Origin of the sequence: Xanthobacter pollutisoli (assembly GCF_040044995.1) — a bacterium.
Lineage (GTDB): Bacteria > Pseudomonadota > Alphaproteobacteria > Rhizobiales > Xanthobacteraceae > Xanthobacter.
The window spans coordinates 55,747-71,406 of record NZ_JBDZDP010000002.1 but is presented as its reverse complement, the minus strand read 5'-3'; the positions used below and the strand labels follow the sequence as shown (position 1 = coordinate 71,406).

13 protein-coding genes are annotated in these 15,660 nt (G+C 68.9%); all 13 read right to left on the bottom strand.

Features of this window, described 5'->3' with window-relative positions:
• Positions 1-97: 97 nt before the first annotated feature.
• Positions 98-1,252: a GGDEF domain-containing protein gene (locus tag ABLE93_RS05685; RefSeq protein WP_348838563.1), complete on the bottom strand. Its 1,155-nt coding sequence runs from the start codon at positions 1,250-1,252 to the stop codon at positions 98-100.
• Positions 1,253-1,416: 164 nt separating this feature from the next.
• Positions 1,417-3,240 carry a glutamine--fructose-6-phosphate transaminase (isomerizing) gene (glmS, locus tag ABLE93_RS05680; protein ID WP_348838562.1) on the bottom strand — a complete coding sequence of 608 codons (1,824 nt, stop codon included), beginning with the start codon at positions 3,238-3,240 and terminating at the stop codon, positions 1,417-1,419.
• A gap of 148 nt (positions 3,241-3,388) precedes the next feature.
• Positions 3,389-4,741: a bifunctional UDP-N-acetylglucosamine diphosphorylase/glucosamine-1-phosphate N-acetyltransferase GlmU gene (glmU, locus tag ABLE93_RS05675; RefSeq protein ID WP_348838559.1), complete on the bottom strand. Its 1,353-nt coding sequence runs from the start codon at positions 4,739-4,741 to the stop codon at positions 3,389-3,391.
• Positions 4,742-4,954: 213 nt separating this feature from the next.
• Entirely contained in the window at positions 4,955-5,533 is a 579-nt protein-coding gene (locus ABLE93_RS05670; protein WP_348838558.1) for a flavodoxin family protein, read from the bottom strand.
• A gap of 1,149 nt (positions 5,534-6,682) precedes the next feature.
• Positions 6,683-7,849, bottom strand: a complete 1,167-nt coding sequence (era, locus tag ABLE93_RS05665) for a GTPase Era (protein ID WP_348838557.1) — start codon at positions 7,847-7,849, stop codon at positions 6,683-6,685.
• The gene (gene rnc, locus ABLE93_RS05660) at positions 7,849-8,550 is read right to left on the bottom strand and encodes a ribonuclease III (protein ID WP_348838556.1); all 702 of its coding nucleotides are present in this window, start codon (positions 8,548-8,550) and stop codon (positions 7,849-7,851) included. Before rnc ends, era begins: the two co-directional genes overlap by 1 nt.
• A 5-nt stretch (positions 8,551-8,555) precedes the next feature.
• Entirely contained in the window at positions 8,556-9,308 is a 753-nt protein-coding gene (gene lepB, locus ABLE93_RS05655; protein ID WP_348838554.1) for a signal peptidase I, read from the bottom strand.
• Positions 9,309-9,465: 157 nt separating this feature from the next.
• A complete protein-coding gene (acpS, locus tag ABLE93_RS05650; protein WP_348838552.1) occupies positions 9,466-9,873 on the bottom strand; it encodes a holo-ACP synthase in 408 nt (135 codons plus the stop codon).
• Positions 9,870-10,643: a pyridoxine 5'-phosphate synthase gene (locus tag ABLE93_RS05645; RefSeq protein WP_348838551.1), complete on the bottom strand. Its 774-nt coding sequence runs from the start codon at positions 10,641-10,643 to the stop codon at positions 9,870-9,872. The genes acpS and ABLE93_RS05645 overlap by 4 nt, the downstream gene beginning before the upstream one ends.
• 25 nt (positions 10,644-10,668) lie before the next feature.
• Positions 10,669-12,876: a RelA/SpoT family protein gene (locus tag ABLE93_RS05640; protein WP_348838550.1), complete on the bottom strand. Its 2,208-nt coding sequence runs from the start codon at positions 12,874-12,876 to the stop codon at positions 10,669-10,671.
• A 169-nt stretch (positions 12,877-13,045) separates the two neighbouring features.
• Complete coding sequence (locus tag ABLE93_RS05635) at positions 13,046-14,020, bottom strand: quinone oxidoreductase family protein (protein WP_348838549.1); 975 nt, start codon at positions 14,018-14,020, stop codon at positions 13,046-13,048.
• A gap of 68 nt (positions 14,021-14,088) precedes the next feature.
• On the bottom strand, positions 14,089-14,871 hold the full coding sequence (locus tag ABLE93_RS05630; RefSeq protein WP_348838546.1) for an SDR family oxidoreductase: 783 nt from the start codon (positions 14,869-14,871) through the stop codon (positions 14,089-14,091).
• Complete coding sequence (locus tag ABLE93_RS05625; RefSeq protein WP_348838544.1) at positions 14,871-15,629, bottom strand: TerC family protein; 759 nt, start codon at positions 15,627-15,629, stop codon at positions 14,871-14,873. The genes ABLE93_RS05630 and ABLE93_RS05625 overlap by 1 nt, the downstream gene beginning before the upstream one ends.
• Positions 15,630-15,660 lie beyond the last annotated feature (31 nt).

Sequence of the window (15,660 nt, the reverse complement as noted above, 5' to 3'; positions counted from 1 at the left end):
GCGGGCGAAGGGCGCGCCAATCGCCGTTCGGTAAGGAATAGGGAGCCGCGCAATCGGCGCTCCGCCCCCCGCCCCATCAACACCGCCACCGTTGGTGTCAGCGCCGCAGCGACACGACGTTGTGCAACGGCGATTCCGCGGCGGCGCAGCACACCTTGTTGCGGCCCGTGCGCTTGGCTTCGTAGAGCGCCGCGTCCGCCCGCTCGATGCTGGCCTGGAGGCTCGCGTCCCGGCGGAGCTCGGCAACGCCGGCGCTGACCGTCAACCGCGGGATACCCGCTTCGTCCTGGCCGAGGGTGGCAAGGCGGATGGCCTCCGCCTGAAGCCGCCCCATCTCCAGGGAGGCCCGTTCCAGAAGCACCGCAAACTCTTCGCCGCCAAGCCGCCCCACGAGGGCGGACTGGGGCACGGTGCGCTGGAGCATGTCGGCGAAGGCGCGGATCGTCCGGTCGCCCACCGCATGGCCGTAGGTGTCGTTGACGCCCTTGAAATGGTCGATGTCCATGAGCAGCAGCACGGTCGGCGTTCCGCGCTTCTCGTCCTGCGCCGCCGCGCGGGCGGCTCGCTGCTCGAAACCGCGGCGGTTGAGCAGGCCGGACAGGGAGTCCGTCTCCGCCACCACCTCGCTTTCGCGGACCAGCTCGAGCACGGCAACCACCAGGAGCGTCAGCCCGGTCGCCATCATGAGGATGCCGGTGGTGAGCTGCGATACCACCGCATAGGCGGAGTCCAGATAATTGATCTGATGCGGCCCCGTCCCCAGGCTGACGGCCAGCGTCGCCTTCAGCGGGACCTGAAGGCACAAAAGCCCGTAGAGGCCGGCGAGCAGCAGGTCGCGCAGGCGTCGCGAACTGTGGCTGAGCACCACCCAGGCGCAGGCGCCGGTCGCGAGGGTGAAGGGCAGCTGATAGAAGAACACGCGCAGGAACGTATTCTCGCGCGCATCAAGGATCACCGTCGCCGACAGGAAGGTGATGGCGCTGAGGCCCACGACCATGGGCCAGGGAATCGGCTGGCGGTAGAGCCCGGCCAGGCCCGGCACCATCAGGATCAGGCTTGCCGCGAACGGCAGGTAGATCACGGGCGCGAGGACCATGCTCCAGCCGGTGTAGGATTGCACCAGCATGGCGAGGGGTGCGAGAGCGACGATGCCGAAGCTGGCGGCGAACCAGACGGGGGAGCGCGAGCCGCGGTGCATCACCGCAAGCGCCAAGAAGCCCAGTGCGAGCAGCATCGCAAGGGCAACGTTCATGACCGCGGGGAAGAGCCCGACGTGCATCCGCTAGCGACCGCGTTGGCTTAAGCGTGGCGGACAGAAGGGCCCAGATTCTCCCGTCGCGCAAGCCCTTTGCGAGCGGTTTGCGGGGTTGCGACGGATAAATGTAACCAGATGGTCTGGTCGCGCGCGAGGCCGCGTCACTCCACGGTAACGGATTTTGCAAGGTTCCGTGGCTGGTCCACGTCCGTCCCCATGATGACCGCCGTGTGGTAGGCGATGAGCTGCACGGGAATGGAATAGACCATGGGGCACACCGTTGCCGGCATCTCCGGCAGGATGAGCTTCTGCACGGCCTCGACGGGGGCGGCCTCGGCGCCCTTGGGGTCGGTGACGAGGATGATCCGGCCGCCGCGCGCCGCCACCTCCTCCATGTTGGAGACGGTCTTGTCGAAGATGCGGTCATGGGGGGCGATGACCACCACCGGCATCTTCTCGTCGATCAGCGCGATGGGGCCGTGCTTCAGTTCGCCGCCGGCGTAGCCCTCGGCGTGGATGTAGGAAATTTCCTTCAGCTTCAGCGCGCCTTCGAGCGCCAGCGGATAATTGGTGCCGCGGCCGAGGTAGAGCACGTCGCGCGCCTTGGCGAGGGTGCGGGCAAGCACCTCGATCTCGGGCGAGAGCTTGAGCGCCTCCGTCATCAACCGCGGCACCTCCATGAAGGCCCGCACCAGCTTGTGCTCGTCGTCCTCGCCCAGCACGCCCTTGGCCCGGCCAAAGGCGACGGACAGGCAAGCCAGCGTCGCCAGCTGGCAGGTGAAGGCCTTGGTGGAGGCGACGCCGATCTCCGGCCCGGCGAGGATGGGAAGCACCACGTCCGCCTCCCGCGCGATGGTGGAGGTGGGCACGTTCACCACCGCCACCACCTTCTGCCCGCACTCCTTGGCGTAGCGCAGGGAGGCCAGCGTGTCCGCCGTCTCGCCCGACTGGGAAATGACGATGGTCACCCCGCCCGGCGCCAGCGGCGTCTCCCGGTAGCGGAACTCGGAGGCGATGTCGGTGGAGACCGGCACGCGGCCGAACCGCTCGAACCAGTATTCGGCCACCGCGCCGGCGTAGAGCGCGGTGCCGCACGCGGTGATGGAGATGTGCTGGACCTCTTTCGGGTCGAACGGGAAGTCGGGCAGGCAGACCGTCTCGGCGGCGAGGTCGAGATAATGGCCGAACGTGTGGGAGATCACCTCGGGCTGCTCGTAGATCTCCTTCGCCATGAAATGGCGGTGGTTGCCCTTGTCCACGAGCAGCGCGCCGGCCGGCACCTTCTGCACCGGACGCTCGACGATGCGGCCCTCCTCGTCGCGGATTTCCACGCCCTCGCGGGTGAGGACGGCCCAGTCGCCTTCCTCCAGATAGGAGATGCGGTTGGTGAAGGGTCCAAGGGCGATGGCGTCGGAGCCGAGGAACATCTCGCCCTGGCCGTAGCCGATGGCCAGCGGTGAGCCGCGGCGCGCGGCAATCATGAGGTCGGTCTTGCCGTCGAACAGGAAGGCCAAAGCGAAGGCGCCCTTGAGGCGCGGCAGGACCGCCGCCACTGCCGCCACCGGGTCCTTGCCGGCCAGCATCTCGCGATCAACCAGCTGCGCCACCACCTCGGTGTCGGTATCGCTGCGGAAGGCGACGCCCTCGGCCGCCAGCCCCTGCTTCAGCTCGCGGAAGTTCTCGATGATGCCGTTGTGCACCACCGCCACCCGGCGGGTGGCGTGGGGATGGGCGTTGCGCTCGGAGGGCTTGCCGTGGGTGGCCCAGCGGGTATGGCCGATGCCGGAATGGCCCTTGGGCGGGTGCTTGTCGAGCTTGATCTCGAGATTGCGCAGCTTGCCCTCGGCGCGGCAGACCTCCAGGTGGCCACTCTCCAGCGTCGCGATGCCGGCGGAATCGTAGCCGCGGTATTCGAGCCGCCGCAGCGATTCCACCACCTTGTCCGCGACGGCGCTCTTGCCGAGAATGCCGACGATCCCGCACATGCGCAAAAGCTCCGATGGTTATGGGGGCCGCGCTCCGCGCCCGCCGCTGCGAGGCTCAAGGTGCGCCGCAAAAGCTGAATGGACCGTTCCTAGCCCGCCTCGCGCAAGGCGCGCAATCACATCGCCTTTCCGATGGTGTCAGCCGCCCTCAGGCCTTGTCGTCCTTCTTCGCCCGCGCGGCGCGGAAGGCGCTGGCCCAGCCCTCCTTCACCACCTGCCGGCTGCGGGCGAGGGCGAGGGCGTTGGCCGGCACGTCCGAGGTGATGACCGCGCCGGTGCCCACATAGGCCCCCGCGCCGATGGTCACCGGCGCCACCAAGGCGGAATTGACGCCGATGAAGGCGCCGGCGCCCACCTCGGTGCGGTATTTGGCGAACCCGTCGTAATTGCAGGTGATGGTGCCGGCGCCGAGATTGGCGCCCGCGCCCACATGGGCGTCCCCCACGTAGGACAGATGGTTCACCTTGGCGCCGCTCTCGATATGGGCGGCCTTGGTCTCCACGAAATTGCCGATGCGCACCCCGGCATCGAGCCGCGTGCCCGGCCGCAGCCGCGCATAGGGACCGATGGAGACGCCGGCCTCCAGATGCGCCCCTTCCAGATGGCAGAAGGCGTGGATGATCACATCGTCGCCGACGCTGACGCCGGGGCCGAACACCACGTTGGGCTCCACGATCACGTCGCGGCCGAGCTGCGTGTCGGCGGAGAAGAACACCGTCTCGGGGGCAATCAGCGTCGCGCCGCCCGCCATGGCGGCGAGGCGCAGGCGCTTCTGCAGGATGGCTTCGGCCTCGGCCAGCTGGATGCGGCTGTTGACGCCAGCCACCTCCTCGGTGTCGGCCCGGGCCGCCACCGCCGGCAGGCCGTCCGCCCGCGCGATCTCCACCGCGTCGGTCAGATAATATTCGCCCTTCGCGTTGGCGTTGCCGATGCGGTCGAGGATCGAGAGGGCGTGGGCGCCGGACAGGGCCATCAGCCCGGCGTTGCAGAAGCCGATGGCCTTCTCCTCGGGGCTCGCATCCTTCTCCTCGCGGATGGCGAGGAGCGCGTCGCCGGACGTGACGAGGCGGCCGTAGCCTGTGGGGTCGTCCGGGGTGAAGCCGAGGGCAGCCACCGCCGCGCCGTCTGCGAGGGGCGCGCGCAAGGCGGCGAGGGTCTCGGGCCGCACCAAAGGCGTGTCGGCGTAGAGCACCAGCACGTCGTCTGCCCCCTGCTCCAGCGCCGCGCGGGCGGCCAGCACCGCATGGGCGGTGCCGAGCCGGTCCGTCTGCACGAAGACCTCGGCCTCCGGCACGATGCGCATCGCTTCGGCCGCCACGTCCTCGCGGCCGGGACCGACGACGACGGCGGTGCGGGTGGCCCCCGCCGCGCGGGTAGCCTCCAGCACGTGATGCAGCATGGAGCGTCCGGCGACTTTGTGGAGCACCTTGGGCAGGCGCGACTTCATGCGCGTGCCCTCCCCTGCGGCGAGCACCACCACGAGAAGGCTCCGGTCACGCATCGAGAATCCTCCGCAGCGCGCAAAATCCCGTCCCCCTTAGCCTGCCGCCGTCGCGAGCGGAAGCGGGGTCGGGCGCCCGGCGGGGGCGGAGGCCGAACGGCGAAAGCGCATCGGCCCACGCCGAAGTGCGGCGCAGGCCCATGGGCCGCCTTGTACGGAACGGGTCCGTCCCCTCCCCCGCCTGCGGCGGCGGGGGGTCGGGGACGGGGCCGATCAGGCGCCCTTGGTCCAGCGAAGGGCGGCCTCGGCGACGCGGCGGCCGAGGTGGCTCGCGGTCTTGCGGTCGCTCGCCGGGGGCACCACGTCGGGGCCCTGGTCCGCATTGGACTGGGCATAGGCGCCGGCGAAGCTGCCGAGGCGGTTCATGTCCTCGATGGAAGCCTGGGAGCTGTTGTTGCCGGGGAGCAGGCCGAGCCCCACCCAGATCATGCCGTGCTGCTGCGACAGACCGAACAAGGCGAGCATGCCCTGGTGCTTGTCGCCATTCTGCGAGGCGGAATTGACGAAGCCGGCGGCGAGCTTGTTGACCCACTTGCGCTCGTACCAGCGCTTGGAGGTCTTCTCGGCGAAGGCCTGGAAGGCGGCGGAGACGTTGCCCATGTAGATGGGCGTGCCGAAGATGATGGCGGCGGCGCCGTCCAGCGCCTCCCACTTCTCCTCCACCTCGTCCACGGGAACGAGCACGCCCTCGACGGCCTCCACCTCCTGGATGCCGGCGAGCACGGCTTCCGCCTGAACCTTGGTGTGGCCGAATCCGGAGTGATAGACGATGGCGACGACAGGCTTGGACATGGAAACGTCTCCCGGTTGGGTTCGGCCATCGGTTTAGACGTGCATGGATGCTCATGGCCAGACGACAATGTGCAAGGCAGTATTGCATTATTGCAATATTCGACCGCGGGCCGGGTTCGGGTCGCAGCGCGCGCGACGAGCCTACGGCAGGCAGGCTGGTCGCCGTCATGCTCCGGCTCGACCGGAGCACCCATTTCACCGCCAGAGGGATCTGCGTCCGCCGCGCACGGTCTCACGGCACGATGGGCCCTCCGATCAAGCCGGAGGGCGACGTGGAAATAAACCACCGTCATGCTCCGGCTCGACCGGAGCATCCATCTCACCGCCAGAGGAATCTCCGTCTGCCGCGCACGGTCCCGCGGCACGATGGGCCCTCCGGTCAAGCCGGAGGGCGACGTGGAAATTAAACCACCGTCATGCTCCGGCTCGACCGGAGCATCCATCTCTCCGCCAAAGGGATCTCCGTCCGACTCGCACGGTCGCACGGCGCGATGGGCCCTCCGGTCAAGCCGGAGGGCGACGGGGAAATTAAACCACCGTCATGCTCCGGCTCGACCGGAGCATCCATCTCACCGCCAGAGGAATCTCCGTCTGCCGCGCACGGTCCCGCGGCACGATGGGCCCTCCGGTCAAGCCGGAGGGCGACGTGGAAATAAACCACCGTCATGCTCCGGCTCGACCGGAGCATCCATCTCACCGCCACAGGGATATCCGTCCGCCGCGCACGGTCCCGCGGCACGATGGGCCCTCCGGTCAAGCCGGAGGGCGACGGGGAAACTAAACCACCGTCATGCTCCGGCTCGACCGGAGCACCCATTTCACCGCCACAGGGATCTCCGTCGCACTTGCACGGTCTGACGGCGCGATGGGCCCTCCGGTCAAGCCGGAGGGCGACGGGGGTGGGCTTGGCGTCGGCCAAGCGGAAGAGACGGCGGGAGTGAGCCTGCAGGCGGGGCACCGCGGGATACTCTGTTGGGGCCGGTCACCGGCAGAGCTCCCTCTCCCATCGGGAGAGGGCTGGGGTGAGGGGCGGCGCCCTCACGGGTCGTGAGACCCGACGTCCTTTCCCCTAACCCTCTCCCCGGGGGAGAGGGGACGCATCGCCCCCCAGGGGCGGTAGGGGACGCATCACGCGCGGAGCAAGGTCGCTCAGCCGCCCTTGGGGAATTCCAGCCCCATCTCGCGATAGCGCTCGGGGTCGTCCGCCCAGCTCTCGCGCACCTTGACGAAGAGGAAGAGGTGAACCGGCGCCTCGATGATCTCCGAGATCTCGGCGCGCGATTCCGAGGAGATGGTCTTGATGGTGCTGCCGCCCTTGCCCAGCACGATCTTGCGCTGGCTTTCGCGCTCCACATAGATCGTCTGCTCGATGCGGACCGAGCCGTTGCGCAATTCCTTCCAGCTCTCGGTTTCCACCGTCGAACGGTAGGGTAACTCATCGTGCAGGCGCAGGAACATCTTTTCCCGCGTGATCTCCGCCGCCAGCATGCGCATGGGCGCGTCCGAGACCTGATCCTCGGGATAGAGCCAGGGGCCGGGCGGCACCGTCTCGGCGAACCAGCGGCGCACGTCCTCCACGCCGTCTCCAGTCAGAGCGGAGACCATGAAGACCCGGTCGAACGGCAGGATCGCGTTGATCTGCGCCGCGAGTGCCAGCAGCGTGTCGCGGCGGATCAGGTCGATCTTGTTGAGGATGAGCGCGCGGGGCTTCCTGATGTCTTTCAGCGGCACCAGCAAGGCCTCGATGTCGGCGTCGAGGCCGCGCTTGGCGTCCACCAGCAGGGCAATGACATCGGCGTCGGCCGCATGGGTCCAGGCGCTCGTCACCATGGCCCGCTCCAGCCGCCGCTTGGGCGAGAAGATGCCGGGCGTATCCACCAGCACGATCTGGGACGGCCCGTCGAGGGCGATGCCGCGCACGATGGCCCGCGTGGTCTGCACCTTGTGGGAGACGATGGAGACCTTGGTGCCCACCAGCGCATTGGTGAGCGTGGACTTGCCCGCATTGGGCGCGCCGAGCAAGGCGACGAAGCCGCAGCGGGTCGGCCCGCTCAGCGGCGGCGGGGCGGGACGCGGGCCGGCGTCCTCCTCGCCTTCGTCGTCGTCAGCCTCGTCGTCCTCATCTTCGAAACCGTCCTCGGCGAAATCCTCTTCACCGAGATCCTCCTCGCCGAGATCGGGGTCGGTGACGGCGCCTTCGGATCCGAGTTCCGCGTCAGTGATGATTTCTGCCTCGCCCGCCGCCTCGGCTGCGGCCAGGTCGGAGGCCTCGGCGTTCGCCGGAGGCGTCTCGCCCTTCTTCTTTCGGGGTGCCATCAGGCCTCGTCCTTCTCCCAGACGCCCTCGCGGACGAGGAAGGCGGCGGCTGCCGCCTTCTGCGCATTCTGCTTCGATGCCCCTTCCGCCTGGGCGGAGGGAAGACCCGGCAAATCCACCACCACGGTAAACCGCGGCGCGTGATCCGGGCCGGAGCGCATCACCTCGCGATAGACCGGCGGCGGCAGGCCGCGGGCCTGGGCCCATTCCTGGAGCACGGTCTTGGCGTCGCGCAGCGGACGGCGCGGCGCCTCCAGCCGCGGGCGCCAGAAGCGCTCCACCAGCGCGTGGGCGGCGTCGTAGCCGCCATCGAGGAACACCGCCGCCACCACCCCTTCGGCGACATCCGCCAGGATCGCCCGGCGCTTGTGGGCGCCCGACTGGCTCTCGCCGGGGCCGAGGCGGATGAAGGGGCCAAGGTCCATGTCCTCGGCCACCTCGGCGCAGGCCTCCTCGCGCACAAGCTCCGCCAGCCGGCGCGACAATTCCCCCTCCTCCCCTTCCGGGAAGGCGAGATACAGCATGTGGGACACCACCGAGCCGAGCACATGGTCGCCGAGGAATTCCATCCTCTGGTACGACCTCAGGCGCGGCGCCTCGCCCTTGACGGCGCTGATGTGCGAGAGGGCGAGCGCCAGCGTGTCGCGATCGCGGAAGCGGTAGCCGATCCGCTCCTCGAGTACGGCAAGGTCAGTCCCCACGCCGTTCAATGCACCCGTGTGAACAGCCGATCCCATCGCACCGTCCAAGGCCACGTCCAAACCTGCCACGCGGAAGCGCCTTCGTCGATGGAGAAGAAGATCAGCTGCGCCTTGCCGATGAGATTTTCGAACGGCACATACCCCACCTGGCTCAGCACGCGGCTGTCCGCCGAGTTGTCGCGATTGTCGCCCATCATGAAATAGTGCCCCTGCGGCACCTCATAAACCGGCGTGTTGTCGTAGAAGCCGTTGTCCACGAGATCGAGGGTCTCGAAGGAGACGCCGTTGGGCAGCGTCTCGCGCCAGCGCTTCACCGGCACCTTGCGGCCGCTGCCGTCATCCTCGGTGACGTCGGACAGCCGCTCGCGCTTCACCGGCGTGCCGTTGATGTTGAGGACGCCGCTGATCATCTGGATCTTGTCGCCCGGCATGCCGATGACGCGCTTGATGTAGTCGGTCTCGTTGTCCCGCGGCAGCTTGAACACCACCACGTCGCCGCGTGTCGGCTCCGAGCCGAACAGACGGCCGGCGAACAGGTTGGGCGAGAAGGGAATGGAGAAGCGCGAATAGCCGTAGCTGTACTTGGAGACGAAGAGATAGTCGCCGATTAGCAGCGTGTCCTTCATCGAACCGGACGGAATGTTGAAGGGCTGGAACAGCAGCGTGCGGATCACCAGCGCGATCAGCAGCGCATGGACGATCACCCGCACGGTTTCGAGGAAGCCGCCGTCCTTCTTGGAATCGCTGGTCGCGGTCATCGGGTGTCCAGGTTTCAAAAATGAGGCGCAGCGTAAGACAAACTGCGCCGAAACTGAGGAGGTGTCGCCCCGGGGCGCCCCGCCTCCACGAGGTCAGCGTGCCCCTATAGAGGCTTCCCCGCCCGCGGGCAACGCGCGGCCGGAGCCTCCTCCAGCGTCAGGCGGCGGTACGGGGCACCGCCGAGATGATGACATGGGCCGCTGTCAGCGGTCCCTCGTCGGTCAGCGAGAGGTGGATGCGCGGCTCGTAGCCCTCGGGGACGAGGGAGGCGAGACGCCGGGCCGCGCCGCCGGTGAGCACCAGGGTCGGCTGGCCGGTGGGCAGGTTCACCACGCCCATGTCGCGCCAGAACACGCCGTGGCTGAGCCCGGTGCCCAGCGCCTTGGCGCAGGCCTCCTTGGCGGCGAAGCGCTTGGCGTAGGTCTCGGCGCGCAGCTTGCGCCGATCCGCCTTGGCGCGCTCCAGCGGCGTGAACACCCGGTCGAGGAAGCGGTCGCCGAAGCGCTCGATGGCGCGGGCGATGCGCCGGGCGTCCGAGAAGTCCGAGCCGATGCCGAGGATCATGCGGCGGCACCCCCGCTGGCGGCTTTCCGGCCCGCCGCGATGGCCGCCCGCATGGTGTCGATGGCCGCCTCCAGCCCGATAAAGATGGCCTCGCCGACGAGGAAATGACCGATGTTGAGCTCCACGATCTCGGGGAAGGCGGCGATCTGCGCGGCGGTCTCGAAATCGAGCCCGTGCCCGGCATGGACTTCGAGGCCGAGGCCCGCGGCCTGTCGCGCACCGGCCTGAAGCCGGGCGAACTCGGCGTCTGCGGCCCCCTGCCGGCCCTCGGCGACGGCGTCGCACCAGGCGCCGGTGTGCAGCTCCACGATGTCGGCGCCGAGCGCCCGGGCCGCCGCGATCTGGCGCTCCTCGGCGGCGATGAAGAGCGAGACGCGGATGCCCGCGGCCTTGAGCCGGGCGATGCGCGGCGCGAGCTCACCCGCCTGCCCGGCGGCGTCGAGCCCACCCTCGGTGGTGCGCTCCTCGCGCCGCTCGGGCACGAGGCAGCAGGCATTCGGGCGGATCGTCTCGGCGATGGCCACCATCTCGTCGGTGGCCGCCATCTCGAAATTCAGCGGCAGATCCACCTCCGCCTTCAGCCGCGCCATGTCGGCATCGCGGATGTGGCGGCGATCTTCGCGCAGGTGCGCGGTGATGCCGTCGGCCCCGGCGGCACGGGCAAGGGCGGCGGCGCGCACCGGGTCGGGATGGATGCCGCCGCGCGCGTTCCGCACGGTGGCCACATGGTCCACGTTCACCCCGAGCCGCACCGGCTTGATCCCCGCCATGCTGTCCGCTCCTCTCGCGCCGGCCTCAGCCGTTGACGCGCTCCACCTGCGAGACCACGTCGCGGCCCTTGAGGTCCGCCATGATGTTGTTGAGGTGACGCAGGTCGAACACCTCGATGTCGATCACCATCTCGTGGAAATCGGCCGAGCGGGCGTGCATCTGCAGCCCCTCGATGTTGCCGCCCCGATCGCCGATGGCGCTCGCCACCTGCGCCAGCGAGCCGGGGGCGTTGCGGGCGGTGACGGTGATGCGCGCCGGGAAGCGGCCTTCGGACAGTTCGTCCACGTCCCAGCGCACGTCGAGCCAGCGCTCGGGCGCGTCCTCGAAATTCTGCAGCGAGGCGGACTGGATCGGGTAGATGGTGATGCCCTCGCCGGGGGTGAGGATGCCGACGATGCGGTCGCCCGGCACCGCCCCGCCCTCGGGGGCGAAGCGCACCGGCAGATCGCCATTGATGCCGCGGATGGGGATGGCGTCCAGCCGCTCCGGCCGCGCGCCTTCCGGAATCTTGAACTTCAGGTTATGGCCGCGCTTCAGCTCGAACCAGCCTTCGCCGTTGGTGGGCCGCTCGCGCTCCTCGGGGCGCGGCGGCACCCAGTCGGGATGGATGGCGCGGATGACGTCGTCGGTCTTGATCTCGCCGCGGCCGATGGCGGCGAAGACGTCCTCCGCCGAGGTGCGGGCGAGCCTTGGCGTCGCCTTCACCACCGCCTCCTCGGAGAAGGGCCAGCCGGCGCGCTTGAAGGCGCGCTCGGTGATCTTGCGGCCGAGGCCGGCATATTGCGCACGCACCGCGGCGCGGGTGGCACGGCGCACGGCGGCCCGCGCCTTGCCGGTGACGGCGATGGTCTCCCACGCCCCCGGCGGGGTCTGGGCCTTGGAGGTGATGATCTCCACCTCGTCACCGTTCTTCAGCTCCGACACCAAAGGCGCGATGGAGCCGTTGATCTTGCAGCCCACAGCGGTGTTGCCCACGTCGGTGTGGACGGCATAGGCGAAGTCGATGGGCGTCGCCTTGCGCGGCAGGGCGATGAGCCGGCCCTTGGGGGTGAAGCAGAAGACCTGGTCGTGGAACAGCTCGAGCTTGGTGTGCTCCAGGAACTCCTCGGGCGAGAGGCCCTGGGACAGGTTCTCGATGGTCTTGCGCAGCCAGGCGTAGGCGCTGCTCTCGTGGGAGAGCATCTCCCCCGGCGCGCCGGAGGCGTCCTTGTAGAGAGCATGGGCGGCGATGCCGTATTCGGCGATCTCCTCCATGTCGCGGGTGCGGATCTGCATTTCGACCCGCTGGCGGCGCGGTCCCACCACGGTGGTGTGCAGCGAGCGGTAGTCGTTGGGCTTGGGGGTCGAGATGTAGTCCTTGAAGCGACCTGGCACGATGGCCCACTTGGTGTGGATGACGCCGAGCGCGCGGTAGCAGTCCTCCACCGAGGAGACGATGACGCGGAAGCCGTAGAGATCGGACAATTGCTCGAAGCCGATGGCCTTGCGCTCCATCTTGCCCCAGATGGAATAGATCCGCTTCTCGCGCCCCTTCACGTCGGCGCTGATGCCGCGCCGCTGGAGCTCCTCGGCGAGTTCGCGCTCGATCTCCTGCACCAGCGGGCCGTTGCCCTGCCGCAGCTCCGACACGCGGGTGGCGATGCTCTCGTAGGCCTCCGGCGACAGCTGGCGGAAGGACAGGTCCTCCAGTTCCTCGCGCATGTCCTGCATGCCCATCCGGCCCGCGAGGGGGGCGTAGATGTCGAGGGTTTCCTGGGCGACGCGGTCGCGTTTCTCCGGCGGCACCCACTTCAGGGTTCGCATGTTGTGGAGGCGGTCGGCGAGCTTCACCAGCAGCACGCGCACGTCGTCGGCGATGGCGAGGAGGAGCTTGCGAAGGTTCTCCGCCTGCTTGGCCTGCTTGGAGACGAGGTCGAGCTTCTTGATCTTGGTGAGGCCCTCCACCAGCGTCGCGATCTGCTTACCGAACAGGCGCTCGATCTCCGCGCGGGTGGCGCTGGTGTCCTCGATGGTGTCGTGCAGCAGCGCCGCGACGATGGTGGAATCGTCGAGCTTGAGGTCGGTCAGGATGGCCGCGACTTCGAGCGGGTGGGAGAAATACGGGTCGCCGGACGCGCGCAGCTGGCTGCCATGCGCGCGCATGGCATACACATAGGCGCGGTCGAGCAGCGCCTCGTCGGTGTTGGGATTATACCGTCGAACGCGCTCGACGAGTTCGTATTGGCGCATCATGGCCGGAACGATCCGTCGCAGCACGGCGAAGCAGGCCCGGGGCGCCCGCTCCATCCTTGTTGTTGGGTAGATATCATGCCGGAGGGCGGGTTGCGCAAGCCATGGTCGCCGGCGCCCCTCCCCCATAGAGCGGCCCTGCTCCCTCTCCCGACGGCGAGGGCTCGGGGGTTCAGGGCAGCAGGAGGGTGGTGCCGGTGGTGCCGCGGCCTTCAAGGTCGCGATGCGCCTTCTGCACGTCCTTCAGGGCGTAGGTCTGGTGGATGGGGATCTTCACCGCCCCGGTCAGCACCGCCTCGAACAGGTCGTTGGCGGTGGCGACGAGGTCAGCCCGCTTGGCCACGAAGGTGCCAAGGGTGGGGCGCGTGGCGAACAGCGAGCCCTTCTGCGACAGCAGCAGAAGGTCGAAATTCTTGATGGCGCCCGAGGCGTTGCCGAAGCTCACCCACAGGCCGAGGGGCTTCAGGCAATCGAGGGAGGCGGGATAGGTCGCCTGCCCAACGCCGTCATAGACCACGTCGCACAGCTTGCCGGAGGTGATCTCCTTCACCCGGTGCACGAAATCCTCGTCGCGGTAGAGGATGACCTCGTCGCAGCCGTGGGAGAGGGCGAGCTCCGCCTTGTCCTTGGAGCCCACCGTGCCGATGACGGTGGCGCCGAGATGCTTCGCCCACTGGCACAGGATGAGCCCGACGCCGCCGGCCGCCGCCTGCACGAGGATGGTGTCGCCCGGCTTGATGTGGTGGGTGCGGCGCACGAGATACTGCGCCGTCATGCCCTTCAGCATCATCGCCGCGGCGGTGCGCTCGTCGATGGAGGCCGGGAGGTGCAGCAGCACGGCGGCCGGCACGTTGCGCACCTCGGCATAGGCGCCGATGGCCATGGCATAGGCCACCCGGTCGCCGGGGTGGAAGTCGTTCACGTCGGGGCCCACCGCCTCAACCACGCCGGCACCCTCGTTGCCGGGGATGAAGGGCGAGCCGGCGGCCTTGTAGAGCCCGGTGCGGAAATAGACGTCGATGAAATTGAGACCGATGGCCGTCTGGCGGACCTGCACCTGCCCCGGCCCCGGCGCCGGGACCTGGACCTCTTCATAGGTCAGCACCTCGGGACCGCCCGTCTGATGCACCTGAACCGCGTGGACCATCTGTCGCCACCCTGTTGCGTCCCTCGTTGCGGCGATCATAGGGCGCGGCCCCCGCCCCGCAAGCGCGCTCAGCGCCCGCCGGACACCTTGAGCACCGCGCCGGCGGTATAGCTCGCCGCCTCGGAGAGCAGGAACAGCACCGCCTGCGCCACCTCCTCCGCCGTGCCCGCGCGGCCCGCCGGGACGGTGGGGGCGAGGCGCTCCAGGCGTCCCGCCACGCCGCTCGCATCGTGGATGTCGGTGGCGATGAGGCCCGGGGCCACCGCATTGACGCGGATGCCGTCGCGCGCCACCTCGCGGCCAAGGCCGAGGGTGAAGCTGTCGATGGCGCCCTTGCTCGCGGCGTACCACACATATTCACCGGGCGAGCCCAGCGCCGCCGCCATGGACGAGATGTTGACGATGGCGCCCCCAGCCCCGCCGCGGCTCTTCGCCATGCGCCGCACCGCCTGCTGCGCGACGCGAATCGCGCCGGTGACGTTGAGGTCGATGACGCGCGCCATCTCCGCCGGATCGGCGTCGGCGAACGGCCCGGCAAGGCCGGTGATGCCGGCGTTGTTGACGAGATGGGTAAGTGGACCGAACCGGGCGTCGGTCTCCGCGAACAGGCGGGCGATGTCGGCCTCGACCGCCATGTCGCCCTGCACCACCAGCACCTGTGCGCCCAGCGCGCCGGCCTCCGCCGCGACCTGGTCGGCGGCAGCCTTGTCGCGGGTGTAGTTGATGACGATGCGGCCATAGCCCGCCGCTGCCGCCCGCCGGACGCACGCCGCGCCGATGCCCCGGCTGCCGCCGGTGACCACGAGCACACTGTCCTTGAATGCGTCGTCCTTGAATGTCCCGTCCGTCATCAACCGCCTCCCCGCCGCGTCGCTTCGACCCGGCGCCGGCGGCGGCCGGCGGCGGCGACATTCAGAACCTCCACCATCACCGAGAAGGCCATGGCGGCATAGATGTAGCCCTTGGAGATGTGCGCGCCGAAGCCGTCGGCCACCAGCGTCACGCCGATCAGCACCAGGAAGGCGAGCGCCAGCATCTTGGTGGTGGGATGGGCGGCGATGAAGGCCGAGAGCGGCCCCGAGGCCACGAACATGATGCACACGGCGATGATGACCGCCAGTACCATGATGGCGAGGTGCTCGGCCATGCCGATGGCCGTGAGGATCGAATCCACCGAGAAGACGAGGTCGAGCAGTATCACCTGCGCCACGATGGACATGAAGGCCTTCTGGCCGAGGCCCCCGGCGCCATCGTCGGCGCCGGCCTCGTCCTCGCCTTCCAGCGCGCCGTGCATCTCCCGCGTCGCCTTGGCGATGAGGAAGGCGCCGCCGCCGATGAGGATGATGTCGCGCCAGGAGAAGTCGTGCCCGAAGGCGCTGAACAACGACTGCTGGAGGCCGATGAGCCAGCTGAGGGCGAAGAGGAGCGCGATTCGCAGGCCGAGGGCGGCGGAAAGGCCCACCTGCCGCGCTCGCAGCGCCTGCGCCGGCGGCAGGCGCTGCACCACCAGCGAGATGAACACCACATTGTCGATGCCGAGCACGATCTCCATGGCGGTCAGGGTGACCAGAGCGGCCCAGGCCTCGGGCGAGGCAATCCAGTCGAACATTCCGAACGTCTCCCAGCAATCGGCCGAAGAA